We start from the raw sequence: 16,655 nt of genomic DNA, 5'->3' as shown, positions 1-16,655 counted from the left end.
CCGCCGTCCGGCCTCATGCGGACTTGGTCAGTGCCTGCAGCTCGCCGGTCTCGATGACGTGTGCCTGGTTCGGGAAGACCTTCTCCGTCAGGACCCGGTGGACCTCGGGATCCGGGTCACCGGTCGCGTCCTTGAGGACGTAGAGCCCGAAGTCGTCGTCGGCCGCCTGCCGAAGGGTCGTCAGCACCACCCCGCCGGTGGACAGTCCGGCGAGTACCAGGGTGTCTATGCCCTGCTCGCGCAGCAGTTCACGGACGTCGGTGGTGCTGGCGAAGGCGCTGATACGGGTCTTGCGCACGGTGATGTCCCGCTCCCGCACCTCGAACGACTCGTGCAGGGCGGCCTCGGGGCTGCCGTCGGCGAGGAACCCGCTCCGCGCGACGGGGGCGAAGGACTTGTTGAGCTCGGGTACGGCGGCGAAGTCCGCCGGGGCGAAGGCGACCCGGACGTGGACGACCTGGACGTCGTTGGACCGGGCCCAGGACAGGGCCGCGTGGGCGCGGGAGAGCGCCTGGTCCGGGTCGGGGACGGCGGCGAGGACGGCCGGCTGGAAGTCCATGAGGAACAGGGCCGTGCGGGCGGGGTCGAGGTGCGGGGCGGTGGTGGTCATTACCTGAACTTTCTTGTCCTGCCGGATGGTTCCGGATGGTTCCGGATGGTTCGGACGGACGGGGAGAGTGGTCAGGGGGTGGGGTGCCGGTCGGGGAGAGGGGTCAGGGGGTGGGGTGCCGGTCGGTGTGCGCCAGCTGCCGGTCGAGAACCGTCATGACGAGGACGACGGCGGCGATGCCGACCAGCGCCCAGGAGATGTGTCGCAGACCCGTGTCGTCGACGTGCGTGTGGAACGCGGTGCCGGTGATGGCCGCCGAGGCGATGGAGCCGATGTAACCGAAGGTGCGCAGCAGTCCGGACGCTGTACCGACGCTGTCGTGCGGCGCCTCCTGGTACAGGACCGTCTGGTTCGCCACCGTGCCGGCCCCGGAGGTGAGGCCGAACACCGCGGTGATCGCGACCACCACGGCCACGGGCGTGCCGCCGTCCACGAACACGGTGGCGACGGCCCCCACGAGCAGCAGCACCGCGGAGACGACCAGCGGCGTGCGGACCCGGCCGCGCCGGGACACCACCCTGGCGGAGACCGCCGACAGGACACCCATCGGGACGAGGACCAGGCCCGACTGGTAGGCGGTGAGTCCCCGGGAGGCCTCCAGCCACTGGGTGAGCCCGTACAGGATCACGTAAGTGCCCAGCAGGGTCAGGCCGTTGCGCAGGTAGGTACGGGTGAGCGCGAGGTTCGAGGCGAGCAGCCGGACGTTCAGGAACGGGTTGGCGGCGCGCAGCTCCCAGGCCACGAGGACGGCGGCGATCACGGCGGACACGCCGAGGGCCGGCCACTCCGGGGTGGGCAGCGAGGACAGGAACACCAGCAGCGCGGTGAGCGCCCCGCCGAAGCCGGCGATGCCGGCCAGGTCGAGACGGGAGACGAGGGTGCGCGCCGACCGCCCGCGCACCCGGTCGGTGTCCTCGGGGATCCAGACCGCGGCCATGACGAAGGCGGCCACGGCCACGGGGACGTTGATCCAGAAGGCCGTCTGCCAGCCGAGCCGGCCGATCAGCAGGCCGCCGATGGCGGGTCCGACGGCGACGGTGGCCGCGCCCGCGATCGCCAGCCCGCCCAGGACGCTGCCAGGCGGTTCCTGCATGCCGGTGTCCCGGGCCCGGCGGCGGATCAGCAGCATCGCGGAGGGGTAGCCGGCGGAGGTGCCGGCCCCGATGAGCACCCGGGCCGCGACCAGGGACGGCATGTTCTGCGCGGCCGCGCCGAGGACACCGCCGGCCAGGACGAGGAAGATGCCGGCGAAGAACACCCGGCGGGGCCCGAACTCCTCGGCCAGCCGCCCGGCCGCCGGCTGGGCTATCGCGCTGGTCAGATACAGGCTCGATATCAGGATCGCGGTGCCGCCCACGGAGGTGTGCATCGCGGCCGCGATCGCCACCAGGGCAGGTGCGATCACCGAGCTGTTGATCGGGTTGAGTACGGCGCCCATGTACAACGGGGTCACGAAGGAGGCCCCGAAGGGCTTGCCCGGCGGAGCCTTCTCCTGCTGTGCCTTCTCCTGCTGTACGGAGGCGGCGTCGGCGGTGGTTCCCAAGGTGCTGCTCCTCCCGTCCCGCATGCGCGGCCCACAAAGTTAGGCAGGCTACCTGTCAAACTATAGCAGGCTGCCTGCCTATCTCGGTGAGGGGAACCCCCCGGCCGTCCGCCGGGCCCGCGAGCACGGGCCGGGTCCCGGCGGGGTCAGGGCCCGTCCGGCGGACCAGGTCGCGTCCCTAGGGACGGAGCACGATCTTGCCGTGGGTGTGCCGTTGTTCCAGGTCGCGGAACGCGTCCCGCACCCGCTCCAGCGGGTAGACGCGGGCGATCGGCACCTCCAGCTCCCCGCGCGCCGCGAGCCGGGCGAGTTCGCCGACGACGACCGCGGACGCCGCCGAACCCTCCCCGTAGGTCCGCGCACCCACCTTGGCCGCGGCCTGCCAGTCCCGGATCGTGTTGATCCGCTCGGGCCGCACACCCAGCTCCACCGCCAGCTCCACGTAGCCGTCGCCGAAGGTGTCGATGAAGGCGTCGATCTTCCCGCCCGCGGCCCGCCGGATCCGCTCGGCGACGCCTTCCCCGTACGTGACGGGGACGGCGCCACGCTCCGTCAGCCAGGCGTGGTTCCGCTCGCCCGCCAGCCCGATCACCGTCGCGCCCCGCCGCCGCGCCAGCTGCACGGCCAGCGACCCCACGCCGCCCGCCGCGCCGGAGACCACGACCGTGTCCGCCGGCCCTGGATCCACCGCGAACACACTGGCGTACGCGGTCGTGCCGGCCACGTACAGCGACCCGGCCACATCCCAGGACAGCCCCTGCGGACGGGAGACCACGTTCACGTCGTCGACCACGACGAACTCCGCATGGCTCGCCCGGCCGTGGGTGAAGCCCAGGACCTCGTCGCCCACCGCGAAACCGCGAACCTCGGGGCCGACCCCGGTCACCACGCCGGCCAGATCGCTGCCCTGCCCGGAGGGGAACGCCGCCGGCCAGCGTCCGTGCCGTGCGCCCTCGCGGATCATCACCTCACCGGGCTGGATCCCGGCCGCGCGGACCTCGACCAGCAGCTGTCCGGGGCCGGGCTCCGGCCGCTCCACCTCCTCCACCCGCAGCACATCGATCCCGCCGTACGTGTGGAACCGCACCGCCTTCATCGCGTGATCACCGCTCTCCTCCGGTTCGGACAGGCCTCGACGGCCCTGTGCCGCATGCCGCACAGCGACCGTGTCGGCGCATTCAACGGCCCGGGGGCGGGGCTGTCTTCCCGGAAAGGTGATCCGATGACGGCGGTGGCGCGGTCGGGCCCCCGTGCCGCCGGGCGCGGTCGCGAACGAGGTGGTGCGCTGGGTGACCGCTTCAACGCCGGGCCGCGCGCCCTGCTCGGCCCGACCGCCTCACCGACACCACCACCCCCCTGGACGGCCTGGCCCGCCGGGGACCCTGGGCCGGATCACCGGGGACGTCGTGACCGGCGCGCCTCGGCCAGCGCGGGCAGCAGGGACAGCAGGACGATCACGCCGACCAGCGGCAGCAGATAGCGGTCGATGTGCGTGACCGACGAGCCCAGGGCGAACCCGGCGAGTACGAAGGTCTGCGACCAGAGCACACCGCCGACGGCCTGCCAGAGGGTGAACGGCCGCACCGGCACCCCGAGCGCCCCGGCCGCCGGATGCAGCACCGACCGCAGCAGCGGCACGAAGCGGCCGATCACCAGCGCCTTGCCGTACCCGTAGCGGGCCAGCAGCCGCTCCGCGCGGGCCGCCCCGGACTTCACCCGCCGGCTGGAGGTCCGGGCCAGCAGCGGCCGCCCGCCGTGCCGCCCGATCAGATAGCCCACCTGGCCGCCCGCCACCGCCCCGACGGCCGCGCAGACCAGCACCTGCCACAGCTCCAGCCGGGGCGGCTGGTCCGCGGTCGCCGCGCACAGCACGCCGGCCGGGAAGAGCAGGGTGTCTCCCGGCAGGAAGAACCCGACGACCAGCAGCCCCGACTCGGCGAAGATCACCACCAGCACGGCCAGCGCACCGAAGGCGGCGAGCAGCGAGGCACTGTCCGTCGGATTGACGGCGATCACCGTCCTCGCCTCCCCGTCCCGTTCGCCGGTCGCTTTCCCTCAAGTGTCACGTGACGGCCGTCGGTGCGCCCGCAAGCGGGCGGGGAGTCCTCCCGGCGCACGCCTGTACGACGACATGGCCCGGATCGCCGGGCGTCGTCCGGGCGTCCGGGTGCGGTCAGGTCGAGGGGTAGCCGAGCTGGCGTCTCATATAGGGGGTCATCAGTGTCTTGGCCTTGGCCATGGCGGTGGCCCGGGTGCCGAGGACCGCGCTCTCGCCGAGCGGCACGGGCAGCACGGTCACCCCGTCGGCCGGGCCGAAGGGCACGATCAGCGGGGTGCGGCGGACGGCCCGGTAGGCACGCGGCTTCTTGCTGTGCCGTCCCGAACTGCGCAGGTAGGAGAGGATGTTGTGGGCCGCGACCTCGGCCTGGGCGAGCGCGGCCGGGGTGACCTTGAGCTCGCTGACGTCGTTCACGTCGCCGACCGCGAACACGTCCGGCCTGCCCTCGACCCGGAGCGTCCGGTCGACCTTGACGTGTCCCGTCCCGGTCAGCCAGTCGCCGTGCCCGGCCAGGCGCAGCCAGAGCGTGTTGGGGGTGGTGCCGGTCGCCCAGAAGGAGAGGTCCGCGGAGAGGACCTCGCCGTGGGCGTCGCGGTAGGTGCCGAATTCGGTGCCCGGGGACATGAAGGCGTTCAGCCGGACCGTCACGTCGTGGGCCGCCAGCCAGGTCCGGGCCTTGCGGCCGGCGCGGGCGCTGCCCGTGGAGTGCAGCAGCTCCTGCCCGGAGTGCGCGAGGGTGACCCGGGCGTCCGGCCGGGCCAGCCGGATCTCGGCGCTGAGCTCGACGCCGGACGGGCCGCCGCCGACGACCAGGACGTGGTCGGCGGCGGCGATGTTGTGCTGGTGCTCGGCGAAGGACTTCGCCGCCTCGTCGGGGGTGGAGCCGACGAAGCGGGCCGGCTCGGGATAGTCGGCGCCGGTGGCGACGACCAGCACGTCGTACGGCAGCCGGTCGCCCGTGGCGAGGGTGACCCGGCGCTCGACGGTGTCGACGCGGACCGCCTTGCCCACCACCACACGGCCGTTGGCCAGCAGCCTGTCGTACGGGATGAACGGGGCGCCCGTCCACTCCGGGCGCACGCCCGCGCGCAGGGAGGCGACGCGGTGGAAGAAGACCTCCTTGCGGTCCACGAGCGTGACATGTGCTGCCGTGTCCAGCTTTTTCGCCAGTCGTATGCCCGCGTAACCGCCGCCGATCACCACTACGTTGCCGTCCCGCACAGTGATTCTCCTGAGGCAGGTGGGGGGAACGGCGGCGAGCCTAACACTTGAAACATCAAGTGCAGGGTGGGTTCTGTGAGAGTGCTGTAAAGACGCCCGCGGGCGGTGCGGTCCCGCTGTCCGGCGGCGTCCGCCCGTCGTCTCGAACCGCCGTCAGGGGGCGGCCGGCACGGTCAGCGGCGGCGTGGGTGCCGGGCGCCCGCCGTGCAGCCGGCGGGTGACCTCGGTCAGGTCGGCGATGAACATGCCCGCGAGTTCGGCCGTGAACCCGGTGCGTACGACGAGACGCAGCACGGAGACGTCCTGGCAGGGCGCGGGGAAGGTGTACGCGGGCAGGTGCCAGCCGCGGGCGCGCATCGCCTGGGAGACGTCGAAGACGGTCAGGCCCTCGGTGCCGGGCGCCAGGCGGAAGGCGAAGGCGGGCAGTTCGGAGCCGTCGGTGACCAGCTCGTAGGGCGGGATGCCCTGGATGCGTCTGGCCAGGGCACGGGCCGTCGTGCGGTTCTGGGCCGCCAGGTTCCGCAGCCCCTCGAAGCCGTACCGCAGGAAGCTGTAGTACTGCGCGACGACGTGTGCGCCCGGGCGGGAGAAGTTGAGGGTGAAGCTGGGGGAGCGGCCGCCGAGGTAGTCGACCTCGAAGACCAGGTCGTCGGGGAGGGCCTCGGCGTTGCGCCACAGGGCCCAGCCCAGTCCGGGGAAGACGTGCCCGTACTTGTGCCCCGAGGTGTTGATGGAGGCGACGCGTTCGAGCTGGAAGTCCCAGAGCAGCCCGGGGTCGAGGAAGGGGGCCACCATGGCCCCGGACGCGCCGTCGACGTGGACGGGGATGTCGGTGCCGGTGGCGGCCTGGTATCCGTCCAGGGCCAGGCAGATGTCCGAGACGGGCTCGTAGGAGCCGTCGAAGGTGGACCCGAGGACGGTGACGACCCCGATCGTGTTGTCGTCGCAGTAGGCGGTGAGCGTGTCCGGCGTGAGGTGGTAGCGGCCCGGCTCCATCGGGACGTAACGGGGCTCCACCTCGAAGTAGTTGGCGAACTTCTTCCAGCACACCTGGACGTTCGCGCCCATCACGATGTTCGGGCGCGCGGTGTCCTTGCCCTGCGCCCGCCGGCGGTCCTGCCAGCGGCGCTTGAGCGCGAGGCCGCCGAGCATGGCCGCCTCGCTCGAACCGGTGGTGGAGCAGCCGCGGACCTGCTCCGGGTACGGCGCGTGCCAGAGCCGGGCGAGCATCCGTACGCAGCGCTCCTCCATGGCGGTGATCTGCGGGTACTCCGCGCGGTCCGCGAGGTTCTTCTCCGCGGTCTCCGCCATCAACTGCCGTGCCTGCGGCTCCATCCAGGTGGTCACGAAGGTGGCGAGGTTGAGCCGTGCGTTGCCGTCGAGCATGAGCTCGTCGCGCACTCGGCGCCCGACCAGGTCCGGCGAGGACGCGTTCGCGGGCAGTTCGTCGACCGGCAGGAGCAGGTGGTCGACGGGCGGGAGTTGCTCGTCGGCGGGCGGGAGTTGCTGGTCCCCGAGCCCGAGGGGGCGGTTGACGGGCGGGAGCCGGTGGCCGGCGGGCGGGCGGGTGGTTTCGGGTTCAGGCTCGGGTTCGGGTTCGGGTGAAGCGGTCAGGGTGTCGAACTCGGGTGCGGTCATGACGTCGGTATGCGGGATGGGCATGAGTGCCTCGATGCCTTTCTGGTCCGTACGGCCCCGTGCACTCCGAAGCTAGATCGCTTTTCGGTCCGGCATCTGTGCCGATTACACCGATCCAGTGATCGATTTGCGGACTGATGAACTGGATTTTCCCATCCACATACTGGCCGGGCCGGCAGCGTGCCCCGACAGGCCGAACGGCGGTCCCCGACAGGCCGAACGGCGGTCCCGGCACCGGGACGCGGCCACGGCACGGCCGACCGCCCGCTTCGGACCGCTCCGTCATACGACGTAGCCGGTCCCTGGCCCGGGATGACCGGGCGGGTCGTTCGCGCCGTGCCGGCGTTCAGGCGCTCGGGTCGGTGACCCGTCGGGGTGCGGGGAGCGCGGTGAGGCCGGCGCGCAGGAAGGACATCGCCGTCTCGATGTCGCTCTCCTGCGGGGCGTGGCACATCACCTCGCAGACGACGGCTGCCGCCGCGGCGGCAGCCATGCGCGGTCCGAAGTCGTCCGGCGCGTCCCCCCGCTCCTCGGCGAGGATGCGGGTGCCCTCCTGGATGACCTCCGTCAGGCGGGTGTTGGCGACGGCCTTGACCTGCGGGTTGAGATCGAGCATGCGGTCGTAGAGATCGTCCAGTTCGCTGTAGTCGGCGGTCTCGGCCCGCAGCCAGCGTTCCAGCGAGTCCACGATCGTGTGCCCCTCCGCGCGCTCCCGCAGCGCCGTGCCCAGCCGGTCGGTGAACGCGTCGAACCGCGAGGTCGCCAGCTCCAGCTTGGAGGGGAAGTACAGCGTGACCGTGCGCGGTGAGACCTCCGCCGCCTCGGCGATGTCGGCGATCGTCGTCGCCTCGAAGCCGCGGTCGGCGAACAGCCGGTAGGCCGACCTGAGGATCGCCTCCCGGCGGCGTGCCTTGGAACGCTCTCGCAGGCCCCGTGGCCGCCGCGGCCAGGCCCATGACGGTCAGGAACGGGTGCTGCTCGCCGTACTCGTCGCCGTCAGCCTGGTACCCGCCGTCCTGAGCCTGTTCGGCGAACGGCTGCGTCCCCGCGCGCGGCGGACCGAGCCCGCCGACGGCCGCCCGGGGCGGCAGCGCATCCCCGGTTCCTGGGGTCTGGCCTGGGGCCGCGCGGTCACCCGCAAGCCCCTGCTCGTCCTCCTGGCCGGTACCGTCGGGCTGCTCGCACTCGCCGTGCCCGCCCGCGATCTGCGCCTCGGCCTGCCCAGCAACGCCTCGCAGCCCGTCGACAGCACCCAGCACAAGAGCTACGACCTGCTGACGGAGGGCTTCGGGCCCGGCTTCAACGCCACGCTGACCGCCGTGGTCGACATGAACGGAATCCCGGCCGCCGACCGCACGTCCACCGTGAAGTCGCTCAGCAAGACCCTCGCCGGTGACCGCGGGGTGGCCGTCGTCGCCCCGGCGGTCACCAACGCCGACTCGACCCTCGCCGTCGTCGCCGTGGTCCCCAAGACCGGTCCGGACGCCCGGGCGACCACCGATCTGGTGCACCGGCTGCGCGAGAACGCGTCCACCGTCGGCAAGGCGGGCGGCACCCTCTACATCGCGGGTACGACGGCCGCCGCGATAGATGTGGCGGGCAAACTGTCCGCCGCACTCCCGCTGTTCGTCGCCATCATCGTGATCCTGGCGTTGCTCCTGCTGACCATCGCCTTCCGGTCCCTGCTCGTCCCCGTCAAGGCCGCCCTCGGTTTCCTGCTGTCGGTCGCCGCCTCCCTGGGCGCCACCGTGTGGGTCTTCCAGGAGGGCCACCTCAACGGCGTCCTCGACATCCCCTCGGCCGGCCCGGTGACCAGTTTCCTGCCGGTCCTGCTCATAGGCGTGCTCTTCGGACTGGCCATGGACTACGAGGTGTTCCTGGTCAGCCGCATGCGGGAGCACCACGAGCACACGGGGGACGCCGCCGAGGCGGTCACCCAGGGCGTGGCCCGCAGCGGCCGGGTGGTGAGTGCCGCCGCCCTCATCATGGTCGCGGTCTTCGGCGGGTTCGTCTTCAACCACGACCCGATCATCAAGTCCATCGGCTTCGCCCTGGCGTTCGGCGTCCTGGTCGACGCGTTCGTGGTCCGCATGACGCTCGTACCGGCGGTGATGGCCCTGCTCGGCCGCCGCGCCTGGGGCCTGCCCGGTTGGGTCGACCGCATCATGCCCGACGTGGACGTCGAGGGCGCGAAGCTGCCGCGCCACACACCGGTGGAACCCGAGCGCAAGGAGCACCAGGTGGCCGCGAGCTGACCCGAACTCCGAGGGTCCGCACCACTGCGCAGGCATGGCAACCCGCCTGCCCGACAGGGGAGTTCACCGAGCCGGCCCGGACGCCTCGGCCCGGCGCCGTACGGCACGGAGCTGACGGGTCATCAGGGCGGCGTGCGCACCGGACGCGATGACGAGCTGCCGGTAGACCCAGCCCGCCGGCCCGGGGAACTCCGCGTACGTGCGCGCACCGAGCACCGTCCCGCCGTCCCGTTCCGCCAGGGCCAGGACCAGCGCGTACCGCGAGAACCGGTGCCGGCCGGTGAACCGGACCAGACGCCCGGGTGCCGACTCCGCCACCTCGAAGCCGGGCAGCGTCGAACCCTCGGCGAGCGGCTCCCCGGAGCGCCGCCGCGGTTCGGCGCCCACCAGGTGCCCGTACCCCTCCATACCGGACGGACCCGCGGACCCACGGCCGCCGTACACCGTCACGAGTGCCTGCCACACGACGGCGGAGGAGGCCTTCACGAACACGGTGTGCTCGTCGATGAACGGCGGTTCGTCGGCCATGGGTTGCGTCTCTCCAGCTCTGTCCGGGCACGGGGTGAGCCGAGCGGCTCTCCGGCCGTAAGGGGCGTTTCGGACCGCTTCGGCGAGGAGGCCGCCAACGGCGCTCGCGCCGCCGTGGTCAGCCCACGGTCCGTGAACACCCGCATACCGGTGTGGATCGCCTGTGTTCGTCGCTACGTCGCCGCACGGCGCTAAGCTCCCACGGCTGCAGCATGACAGTGGTGACCAACAACTTCCAAGAGCCTCCCCGTTCGTTCCCAGGCGTTCCCGGGACTTCGCCAGGTGTTGCCGGGACTTCTCCCGGGCCGCCATGACGGGGGCCGATCGGCCGGCGGCTCGATCCGTTCACCCCGTGGGCGGTGGGTACCCTGATCACCGCGCGGATCATCGCCTTCGGCACGCTCTCCGGTGGAGTCGCCAACCCCGCCCGCCAGTTCGGCCCCGCCGTGCTCGCGGGCGACACCCTGTTCCCGGCGGTGTCCCTGCAGGAAAGGCAGAACGTCCGCATGACCCTTCGCTGTGCCGTACTGGACGACTACCAGGGCGCCGCTCTCGCCCTGGCGGACTGGAGCCCCCTCGACGGCCGTGTCGAGGTACGGACGGTCCGCGAGCACATCGCCGACCGGGACCGGCTCGTCGCCGAACTCGCGGACTGTGAGATCGCCGTGATCATGCGCGAACGCACCCCTTTCGACGCCGGCCTCCTGGACCGGCTGCCCCGGCTGCGTCTGCTGGTGACGACCGGCATGCGCAACGCCTCCATCGACCTGCCGGCCGCGGCGGCCCGTGGAGTGACGGTCTGCGGTACGGCCAGCAGCCCCACCCCGCCCGTCGAACTGACCTGGGCCCTGCTCCTCGGGCTGGCCCGGAACATCACGGCCGAGAACCGGTCGCTGCGCGAAGGCGGCCCCTGGCAGTCCACCGTGGGCCAGGATCTCCACGGCCGGACCCTGGGCCTGCTCGGACTCGGCAAGATCGGTACGCGGGTCGCACGGGTGGCCACCGCCTTCGGCATGGAGGTCCTCGCCTGGAGCGAGCACCTCACCGCCGAGCGCGCCGCCGACGCGGGAGCGCGACTCGCCCGGAGCAAGCAGGACCTGCTCGGCCGCAGCGACTTCGTCTCCGTCCACCTCGTGCTGTCCGAGCGGACTCGCGGCCTGCTCGGCGAGGCGGAGCTGCGCGCCATGCGGCCGCACGCCTACCTGGTCAACACCTCGCGCGCGGCCATCGTCGACCGGCCGGCGCTGCTGCGCGCGCTGCGCGGGAACTGGATCGCCGGGGCGGGGCTCGACGTGTTCGAAAACGAGCCGCTGCCCGCGGACGACCCCTTGCGTTCCCTGCCGAACGTACTCGCCACCCCGCACCTGGGTTACGTCAGCGAGAGCAACTACCGCACCTTCTACTCGCAGGCGGTGGAGGACATCACCGCCTTCCTCGCCGGTACCCCCGTCCGGCAGCTGACGCCGTCGGGGTGACGGTGAGGGCGCCGGACGGCCCTCGGCGGGTCCTCCGGCTCAGGTCGCGGGCGCAGTCGTCGACCGCACGAGTTCAGAAGACCCGGATCGGGATCTCGGCGGGGTCGGTGAGCAGATCGAAGATCTCGTCGTCCAGCCGGACAAGGGTGACGGAGGCGCCGGCCATGTCGAGCGAGGTGCAGTACTCGCCCACGTAACTGCGCCCGACCTCGATGCCACGCTCGGCCAGCTGTTTGTGGGCCAGGCCGTACACCAGGTACAGCTCGCCGATCGGGGTGCCGCCGAGGCCGTTGACCATCAGCGCGACGCGGTCACCGGAGGAGAACGGCAGGTCGTCCACGACCGCGCTGACCAGCTCCCGCACCATCGCGTTTGCCGACCGCAGCTTCTCGCGCCTGCGGCCCGGTTCGCCGTGGATGCCCACGCCCATCTCGACCGAGTCGTCGGGCAGTTCGAACAGCGGTGAGCCCTTCGCGGGCGGTGTGCAGGCGGTGAGCGCCATGCCCATGGTGCGGGTGACGGAGTTGACCTTCTCCCCCATCCGGTACACCTCGTCGAGGTCCGCGCCCCGCTCGGCGGCCGCACCGACCGCCTTCATCACGAAGAAGTTGCCGGCCACCCCGCGCCGGCCGACGGTGTACGTCGAGTCCTGTACGGCCACGTCGTCGTCGATGAAGAGGGTACGGACGGTCACCCCGTCGGCCTGGGACAGCTCCTCGGCCATCTCGAACGCCATGCGGTCCCCGGTGTAGTTGTTGACCAGCAGCAGAACGCCCTTCGGGGAGGCGACCAGCTTGACCGTCTCGTAGACGAAGTCGGCGGGCGGCGCGGCGAACACGTCGCCCGGACAGGCGGCGTCGAGCATCCCCTTGCCGACGGTCATCACGTGTGCCGGCTCGTGGCCGGATCCCGAGCCCTGCACGATCGAGACCTTGTTCTCCTGCGGAGCATCGGCACGCATGATCAGGTTGTACTCGGGCACGTACTTCAGCGTGCCGGGGTTGGCCAGGGCCAGTCCCTCCAGCATCTCCGCGACGTAGTCCTTCGGGTCGTTGACAAACTTCTTCATGCCGTAACTCCTCCTGGTCCTGCCGGTCCCGGGTGCCGGGCGGCGGTCCGGGCGCCCGGTTCCGGTGCCCGCGGTCAGTCGCGTGCGTCCCACTCGGCGGCGACGCGCTCCGCCATGACCGCGACCGCCACCGCACCCGGGTCCGGCGAGCCGATGCTGCGCTCACCGGTGTAGCTCTGGCGGCCGCGTCGGGCCTGCATGGGTGCCGTCGCGTCGGCCGCGGCACGGGCGGTCGTGGCGGCCAGGGCGGCCAGCTCCGCACCGCCGGCCGCCGGTTCCCCGTCGGCCAGTCGCCGCTCCAGGGCGTCCGTCATCGGTATCAGCGCGTCGAGCAGCGTCTTGTCACCGACGTCGGACTTGCCTCGCGCCTTGATTCCCTCGGCGGCGGCCCGCAGCATGGCCACCGCGTCGGCGGCGTTCAGCTCCGGCCGGTCCTTCACGGCCCCGGCGGCCCGCAGGAAGGCGGTGCCCCAGAGTGGCCCCGAGGTGCCGCCCACCCGCTTGGAGATCACGAGAGCGACCTTCTTCAGGAGTTCGGCCGGCGTCTCCGAGACGAAGGAGTCCCAGTCGGCGAGCACGATCTCGAAGCCGCGGGCGAGCGAGTACCCGAAGTCCCCGTCGCCCGCGACGGCGTCGAGGTCGCTGAAAGCCCTCTCGTTGTCCACCGCGGTCCGGGCCAGGGTCCGGACGACGAACGCGAGGTCGTCTGCGGGCGTCGATGACGATGGCATGACTCTCCTGACTGCCGCGACGTCAGTGCGGTCGGGGACGGGGAGCGGGCTGCCCGGAGGCGGGTGGGGCGTCCACGGGCGGATCCGCCGGGGCGCTGCCCACGTCGCCACCGGTGCCGAGCAGGGCGGCGAGGTCCGCGAGCCCCACCCAGGGCCCCGGGCGGACACCGAGCGGATCACTCAGCACACGGCTGACGACTTCCTCCGGCGGCGGATCGCCCAGCGAGGTGACCACCAAGGAGGCCCCGGTGAAGTCCTCCTGGCCCGTGTAGGCGCTGGTCGTGACCGCGCAGGCGAGCCCGGCGCCGAGCGCGGCCAGCAGCCCGTTACGGCTGTCCTCGATCACGACGACGGTCGCGGGATCCAGGTCGAGCCGCTGCAGGACGCATGCGTAGATGTCCGGGGCGGGCTTCTTCCGCGGGACCACGTCCCCGGCGAAAACACTGAAGTGAGGGACCAGTTCCGGGCCCATGGCGAGTTCGAGCACGCTGCGGACGGACGCCTCCGCCGAGGTGGAGGCGACCGCGAGCGTCCACCCGGCCTCGTGTGCCGCCGCGGCGACCCGCCGCACGCCGGGCCGGGGCGGAATGCTCCCGCCGCCGATGATGGCCGTATAGATCTCGGTCTTGCGCCGGTGCCAGGCCGCGACCTGCTCGTCGAGTGCGGCCGGATCGGAGGGCAGACCGGCGGCGGCGACGAAGTCCGGGGTCAGCAGCGTGCGCATGCGCTCCTTGCCGCCGCCGATCTTCACCTTCTCCGCGTACTCCTCCTCGCTCCACCGCACCGGCAGGCCGAACTCCTCGAACGTCCGGTTGAAGGCGGGCAGATGACCGTCGCGTTCGGTGTCGGCGAGAACGCCGTCGCAGTCGAAGACGAGCGCGGGCACGGCTACCTCGCCTGCCCGGCACTGCCGAAGAGCCTCATCAGCGAACCGGCCAGGTCGATGACGTCCTGGCGGACGTCCCGGAAGAGCGACGGCGGATCCCACTTCTGCCGCTCCTCCGCCGTCCGCAGGAAGGCAAGGTTCGACTTCATGTACGTCTCCTTGAGGGCGGTGGAGATGTTGACCTTCGCGCACCCCCGGGAGATCAGGTCGCGGAACTGCTCGTCGGAGAGCCCGCTGCCGCCGTGCAGTGCGATGGGCACGGGGTAGGCCGCCACGATGTCGGACACGCGCTGCGCGTCGAGCACCGGCGCCTGCTTGTACGACCCGTGCGCGTTGCCGATCGCCGGTGCGAAGACATCGACCCGCGTGGTCCTCAGGAACTCCAGCGCGACCGCCAGGTCCTGCCGCTCGGCGGCGATGTCGCTGCCGACCCCGTCCTCCACGCCGGTGATCGACTCGATCTCGCCCTCGACCGCGGCCCCGAACGCACGAGCCTCCGCGACGACCTCGACGGTCTGCCTCATGTTCTCCTCGACCGGCAGCCTGGAGGCGTCGAAGAGCACCGAGTTCCATCCTTGCCGCAGGCACTCGGTGATGACCTCGCGCTCCGGACAGTGGTCCAGGTGCAGGGTCACGGGCACCTCGATGCCGGCGGTCATCGACGTCCACATGGCATGGAGCACGTCGCTGCCGATGGACCTGACCGTCTTCACCGAGGTCTGCACGATGAGCGGTGAGGCGTTCTCCACCGCGGCCGCCAGCACGGCCTCCAGCGTGAGGTCGTTGAACACGTTGATGGCCGGTACGGCGTAGCGCTCCTCGAAAGGCTTGGCGAGGATCTCGGTCAGCGGTGTCACACCCACGAGGCCTCCACGTCTTCGCCCCCGCTCTCCCATTCCACGTCAGCCCCTCATCCGCCGCCACTTTTGGCCGTCCCGGCCTCGAAGCTCCGGTTCCGGATTCTCGGGCGGGGCAGGGCACAACCCTCGGGGCCCGTCCCCGGTCCAACACCGCGGCGGTGGGCAAGGGCCCTCGCCGTACCCCCGCGACTCCATCCCGACCGGCCATGCCGAGATCCCAGGAGCCACGAAGTGCGCAGTACGCGTTCCACCACGAGAACGTCCAGAGCCCCCCGCGGCCGAGCGAGCCTGCTGTCCGGGCCGGCCGCGGCGACCGTACTACTGACCATCGGCGCCACGATCACCGTGACCGCCACTCCGGCGCCCGCCGCTCCCGCGGCCGTGGAGGCGGCCCATGACGACTTCAACGGCGACGGCTACCCCGATGCCGTGATCTCCGCCCCCGGCGGCACCGTCAGCGCCCAGAAGGGTGCCGGCTACGTCGCCGTGCTGTACGGGTCCGCGAGCGGCCTGTCCACGTCCCGCCGGGCGACGTTCAGCCTGAGCACCCCCGGCATACCGGGGCTCGCCCAGACCGACGACGGTTTCGGACGGACCACCACCTCCGGAGACCTGGACGGCGACGGCTACGCCGATCTCGTCGTCGGCATGCCCGGCAGGGACATCGGGACCACCACCGACGCCGGGGCGGCGGTCGTGCTGTGGGGCTCCGCGAACGGGCTGCAGGCCACCGGCGCCCTTCTGCTGCAGGACAGCGCACCGTCGGTGCGCGGACACTTCGGACTGGGCCTGGCCACCGGCCGCTTCCACGGCTCCGGCACCGAACTCGCCCTCCTGACCGGGAAGGCCCTGCAGACCTACGACTTCGAGGCCGGCGCCGGCGGCACACACACCTTCCAGGCCACTCCCATGGACTGGAAGTGGGCGGAGGACTTCACCCCCACCGGCCTCACCTCCGGTGACTACGACCAGAGCGGCTCCGACGACGTGGTCCTGCTCGGCACCTTCACCGACTACGAATCGGTGAATCCCGTGGCGACGTTCGGCGCGGCCAGCTACCTTCGCGGCGGCCCCGACGGGCTGACGTACGGCCGCGGGCTGCGCGGCGGCCCGGTGGGCGCCTCCGGCGACATCAACAACGACGGCTACCCCGACGTGGTCTTCGGTTCCCCGACCGACAGTGACGACCTCAACGAGGTCCTGGTCGACGGCGGCACCGTCGACGTCTTCCTCGGCGGGCCCGGCGGCCTGAGTGGTCCGGACGCCGACCAGCACTTCGACCAGACGACCATCGGCGCCTCCGGAGACGACAAGATCGGTGACCGCTTCGGTGGTGCCGTCACCGTGGCGGACGTGAACGGCGACGGCTACGCCGACGCCGCGATCGGCGCACCGGGCAACGACATCAACAGCCTCACCGACCCGGGCACGGCGTGGGTGGTGCGCGGTACCTCCAACGGACTCACCCCGCGCGGCCTCGTCAGCTACAGCCAGAGCACGCCGTCCGTTCCCGGGGACAACGAGAACGGCGACTGGTTCGGCGGCGCCCTCCGGCTCATCGACGCCAACAAGGACGGCAAGGCCGAGCTGATCGCCTCCGCGCCCGGCGAGGACACCAACGACGGCGCCGCCTGGGTCTTCCCCGGCACGAACAACGGCCCCGCCGGCAGCGGATCCTGGTCCTTCAACGGCGGCGCCCTGAGCGCCCCGGTGCCCGACGCCCGTTTCGGGGACACCCTGGCCCCGTAGCGGTGGCCGAGGCTCGATCCACCACCGCGCT

Annotated in this window: 15 protein-coding genes; 3 read left to right on the top strand and 12 right to left on the bottom strand. The window is 71.9% G+C overall.

All coding sequences use genetic code 11. The features are described from left to right. Positions 1-13: 13 nt before the first annotated feature. The 7 genes from ACZ4N4_RS37065 to ACZ4N4_RS37035 all read right to left on the bottom strand — a co-directional run bounded on the left by ACZ4N4_RS37065 (position 14) and on the right by ACZ4N4_RS37035 (position 7,759). Positions 14-610: a cysteine hydrolase family protein gene (locus tag ACZ4N4_RS37065; RefSeq protein WP_467597184.1), complete on the bottom strand. Its 597-nt coding sequence runs from the start codon at positions 608-610 to the stop codon at positions 14-16. A 103-nt stretch (positions 611-713) separates the two neighbouring features. Beyond that, entirely contained in the window at positions 714-2,153 is a 1,440-nt protein-coding gene (locus ACZ4N4_RS37060) for an MFS transporter (protein ID WP_467597181.1), read from the bottom strand. A 178-nt stretch (positions 2,154-2,331) separates the two neighbouring features. Further along, positions 2,332-3,249, bottom strand: coding sequence for an NADP-dependent oxidoreductase (locus ACZ4N4_RS37055; RefSeq protein ID WP_467597178.1), 918 nt, complete (start codon positions 3,247-3,249; stop codon positions 2,332-2,334). A 296-nt stretch (positions 3,250-3,545) separates the two neighbouring features. Next, positions 3,546-4,169 carry a DedA family protein gene (locus ACZ4N4_RS37050; RefSeq protein ID WP_467597175.1) on the bottom strand — a complete coding sequence of 208 codons (624 nt, stop codon included), beginning with the start codon at positions 4,167-4,169 and terminating at the stop codon, positions 3,546-3,548. 157 nt (positions 4,170-4,326) lie between these two features. Further along, positions 4,327-5,433, bottom strand: coding sequence for an NAD(P)/FAD-dependent oxidoreductase (locus tag ACZ4N4_RS37045; protein ID WP_467597173.1), 1,107 nt, complete (start codon positions 5,431-5,433; stop codon positions 4,327-4,329). Between the two features lie 153 nt (positions 5,434-5,586). After that, complete coding sequence (locus tag ACZ4N4_RS37040; protein WP_467597633.1) at positions 5,587-7,071, bottom strand: glutamate decarboxylase; 1,485 nt, start codon at positions 7,069-7,071, stop codon at positions 5,587-5,589. 346 nt (positions 7,072-7,417) lie between these two features. After that, positions 7,418-7,759: a hypothetical protein gene (locus ACZ4N4_RS37035; RefSeq protein ID WP_467597170.1), complete on the bottom strand. Its 342-nt coding sequence runs from the start codon at positions 7,757-7,759 to the stop codon at positions 7,418-7,420. A gap of 283 nt (positions 7,760-8,042) precedes the next feature. Between ACZ4N4_RS37035 and ACZ4N4_RS37030 the strand changes: the two genes are divergently transcribed. Next, a complete protein-coding gene (locus ACZ4N4_RS37030; RefSeq protein ID WP_467597169.1) occupies positions 8,043-9,326 on the top strand; it encodes an MMPL family transporter in 1,284 nt (427 codons plus the stop codon). A gap of 63 nt (positions 9,327-9,389) precedes the next feature. Here the strand turns inward: ACZ4N4_RS37030 and ACZ4N4_RS37025 are convergent, their stop codons facing one another. Beyond that, positions 9,390-9,854 carry a hypothetical protein gene (locus tag ACZ4N4_RS37025; protein WP_467597166.1) on the bottom strand — a complete coding sequence of 155 codons (465 nt, stop codon included), beginning with the start codon at positions 9,852-9,854 and terminating at the stop codon, positions 9,390-9,392. 506 nt (positions 9,855-10,360) lie between these two features. Here ACZ4N4_RS37025 and ACZ4N4_RS37020 point away from each other — a divergent pair. Next, positions 10,361-11,329: a D-2-hydroxyacid dehydrogenase family protein gene (locus ACZ4N4_RS37020; RefSeq protein ID WP_467597630.1), complete on the top strand. Its 969-nt coding sequence runs from the start codon at positions 10,361-10,363 to the stop codon at positions 11,327-11,329. A gap of 73 nt (positions 11,330-11,402) precedes the next feature. Here ACZ4N4_RS37020 and dhaK read toward each other — a convergent pair whose 3' ends face one another. The 4 genes from dhaK to ACZ4N4_RS37000 form a co-directional block, all read right to left on the bottom strand. After that, positions 11,403-12,398, bottom strand: a complete 996-nt coding sequence (gene dhaK / locus ACZ4N4_RS37015) for a dihydroxyacetone kinase subunit DhaK (protein WP_467597164.1) — start codon at positions 12,396-12,398, stop codon at positions 11,403-11,405. 74 nt (positions 12,399-12,472) lie between these two features. After that, complete coding sequence (dhaL, locus tag ACZ4N4_RS37010; protein ID WP_453563834.1) at positions 12,473-13,129, bottom strand: dihydroxyacetone kinase subunit DhaL; 657 nt, start codon at positions 13,127-13,129, stop codon at positions 12,473-12,475. A 22-nt stretch (positions 13,130-13,151) separates the two neighbouring features. Continuing rightward, on the bottom strand, positions 13,152-14,015 hold the full coding sequence (locus ACZ4N4_RS37005; protein ID WP_467597161.1) for an HAD-IA family hydrolase: 864 nt from the start codon (positions 14,013-14,015) through the stop codon (positions 13,152-13,154). Between the two features lie 2 nt (positions 14,016-14,017). After that, complete coding sequence (locus ACZ4N4_RS37000) at positions 14,018-14,878, bottom strand: class II fructose-bisphosphate aldolase (RefSeq protein ID WP_467597159.1); 861 nt, start codon at positions 14,876-14,878, stop codon at positions 14,018-14,020. A 228-nt stretch (positions 14,879-15,106) separates the two neighbouring features. Here ACZ4N4_RS37000 and ACZ4N4_RS36995 point away from each other — a divergent pair, with 228 nt between their 5' ends. Continuing rightward, a complete protein-coding gene (locus ACZ4N4_RS36995; RefSeq protein ID WP_467597157.1) occupies positions 15,107-16,624 on the top strand; it encodes a hypothetical protein in 1,518 nt (505 codons plus the stop codon). The last annotated feature ends 31 nt before the right edge of the window (positions 16,625-16,655 follow it).

It is taken from the genome of Streptomyces sp. NPDC026538 (assembly GCF_055567535.1).
This window is presented reverse-complemented; position numbering and strand designations above follow the sequence as displayed.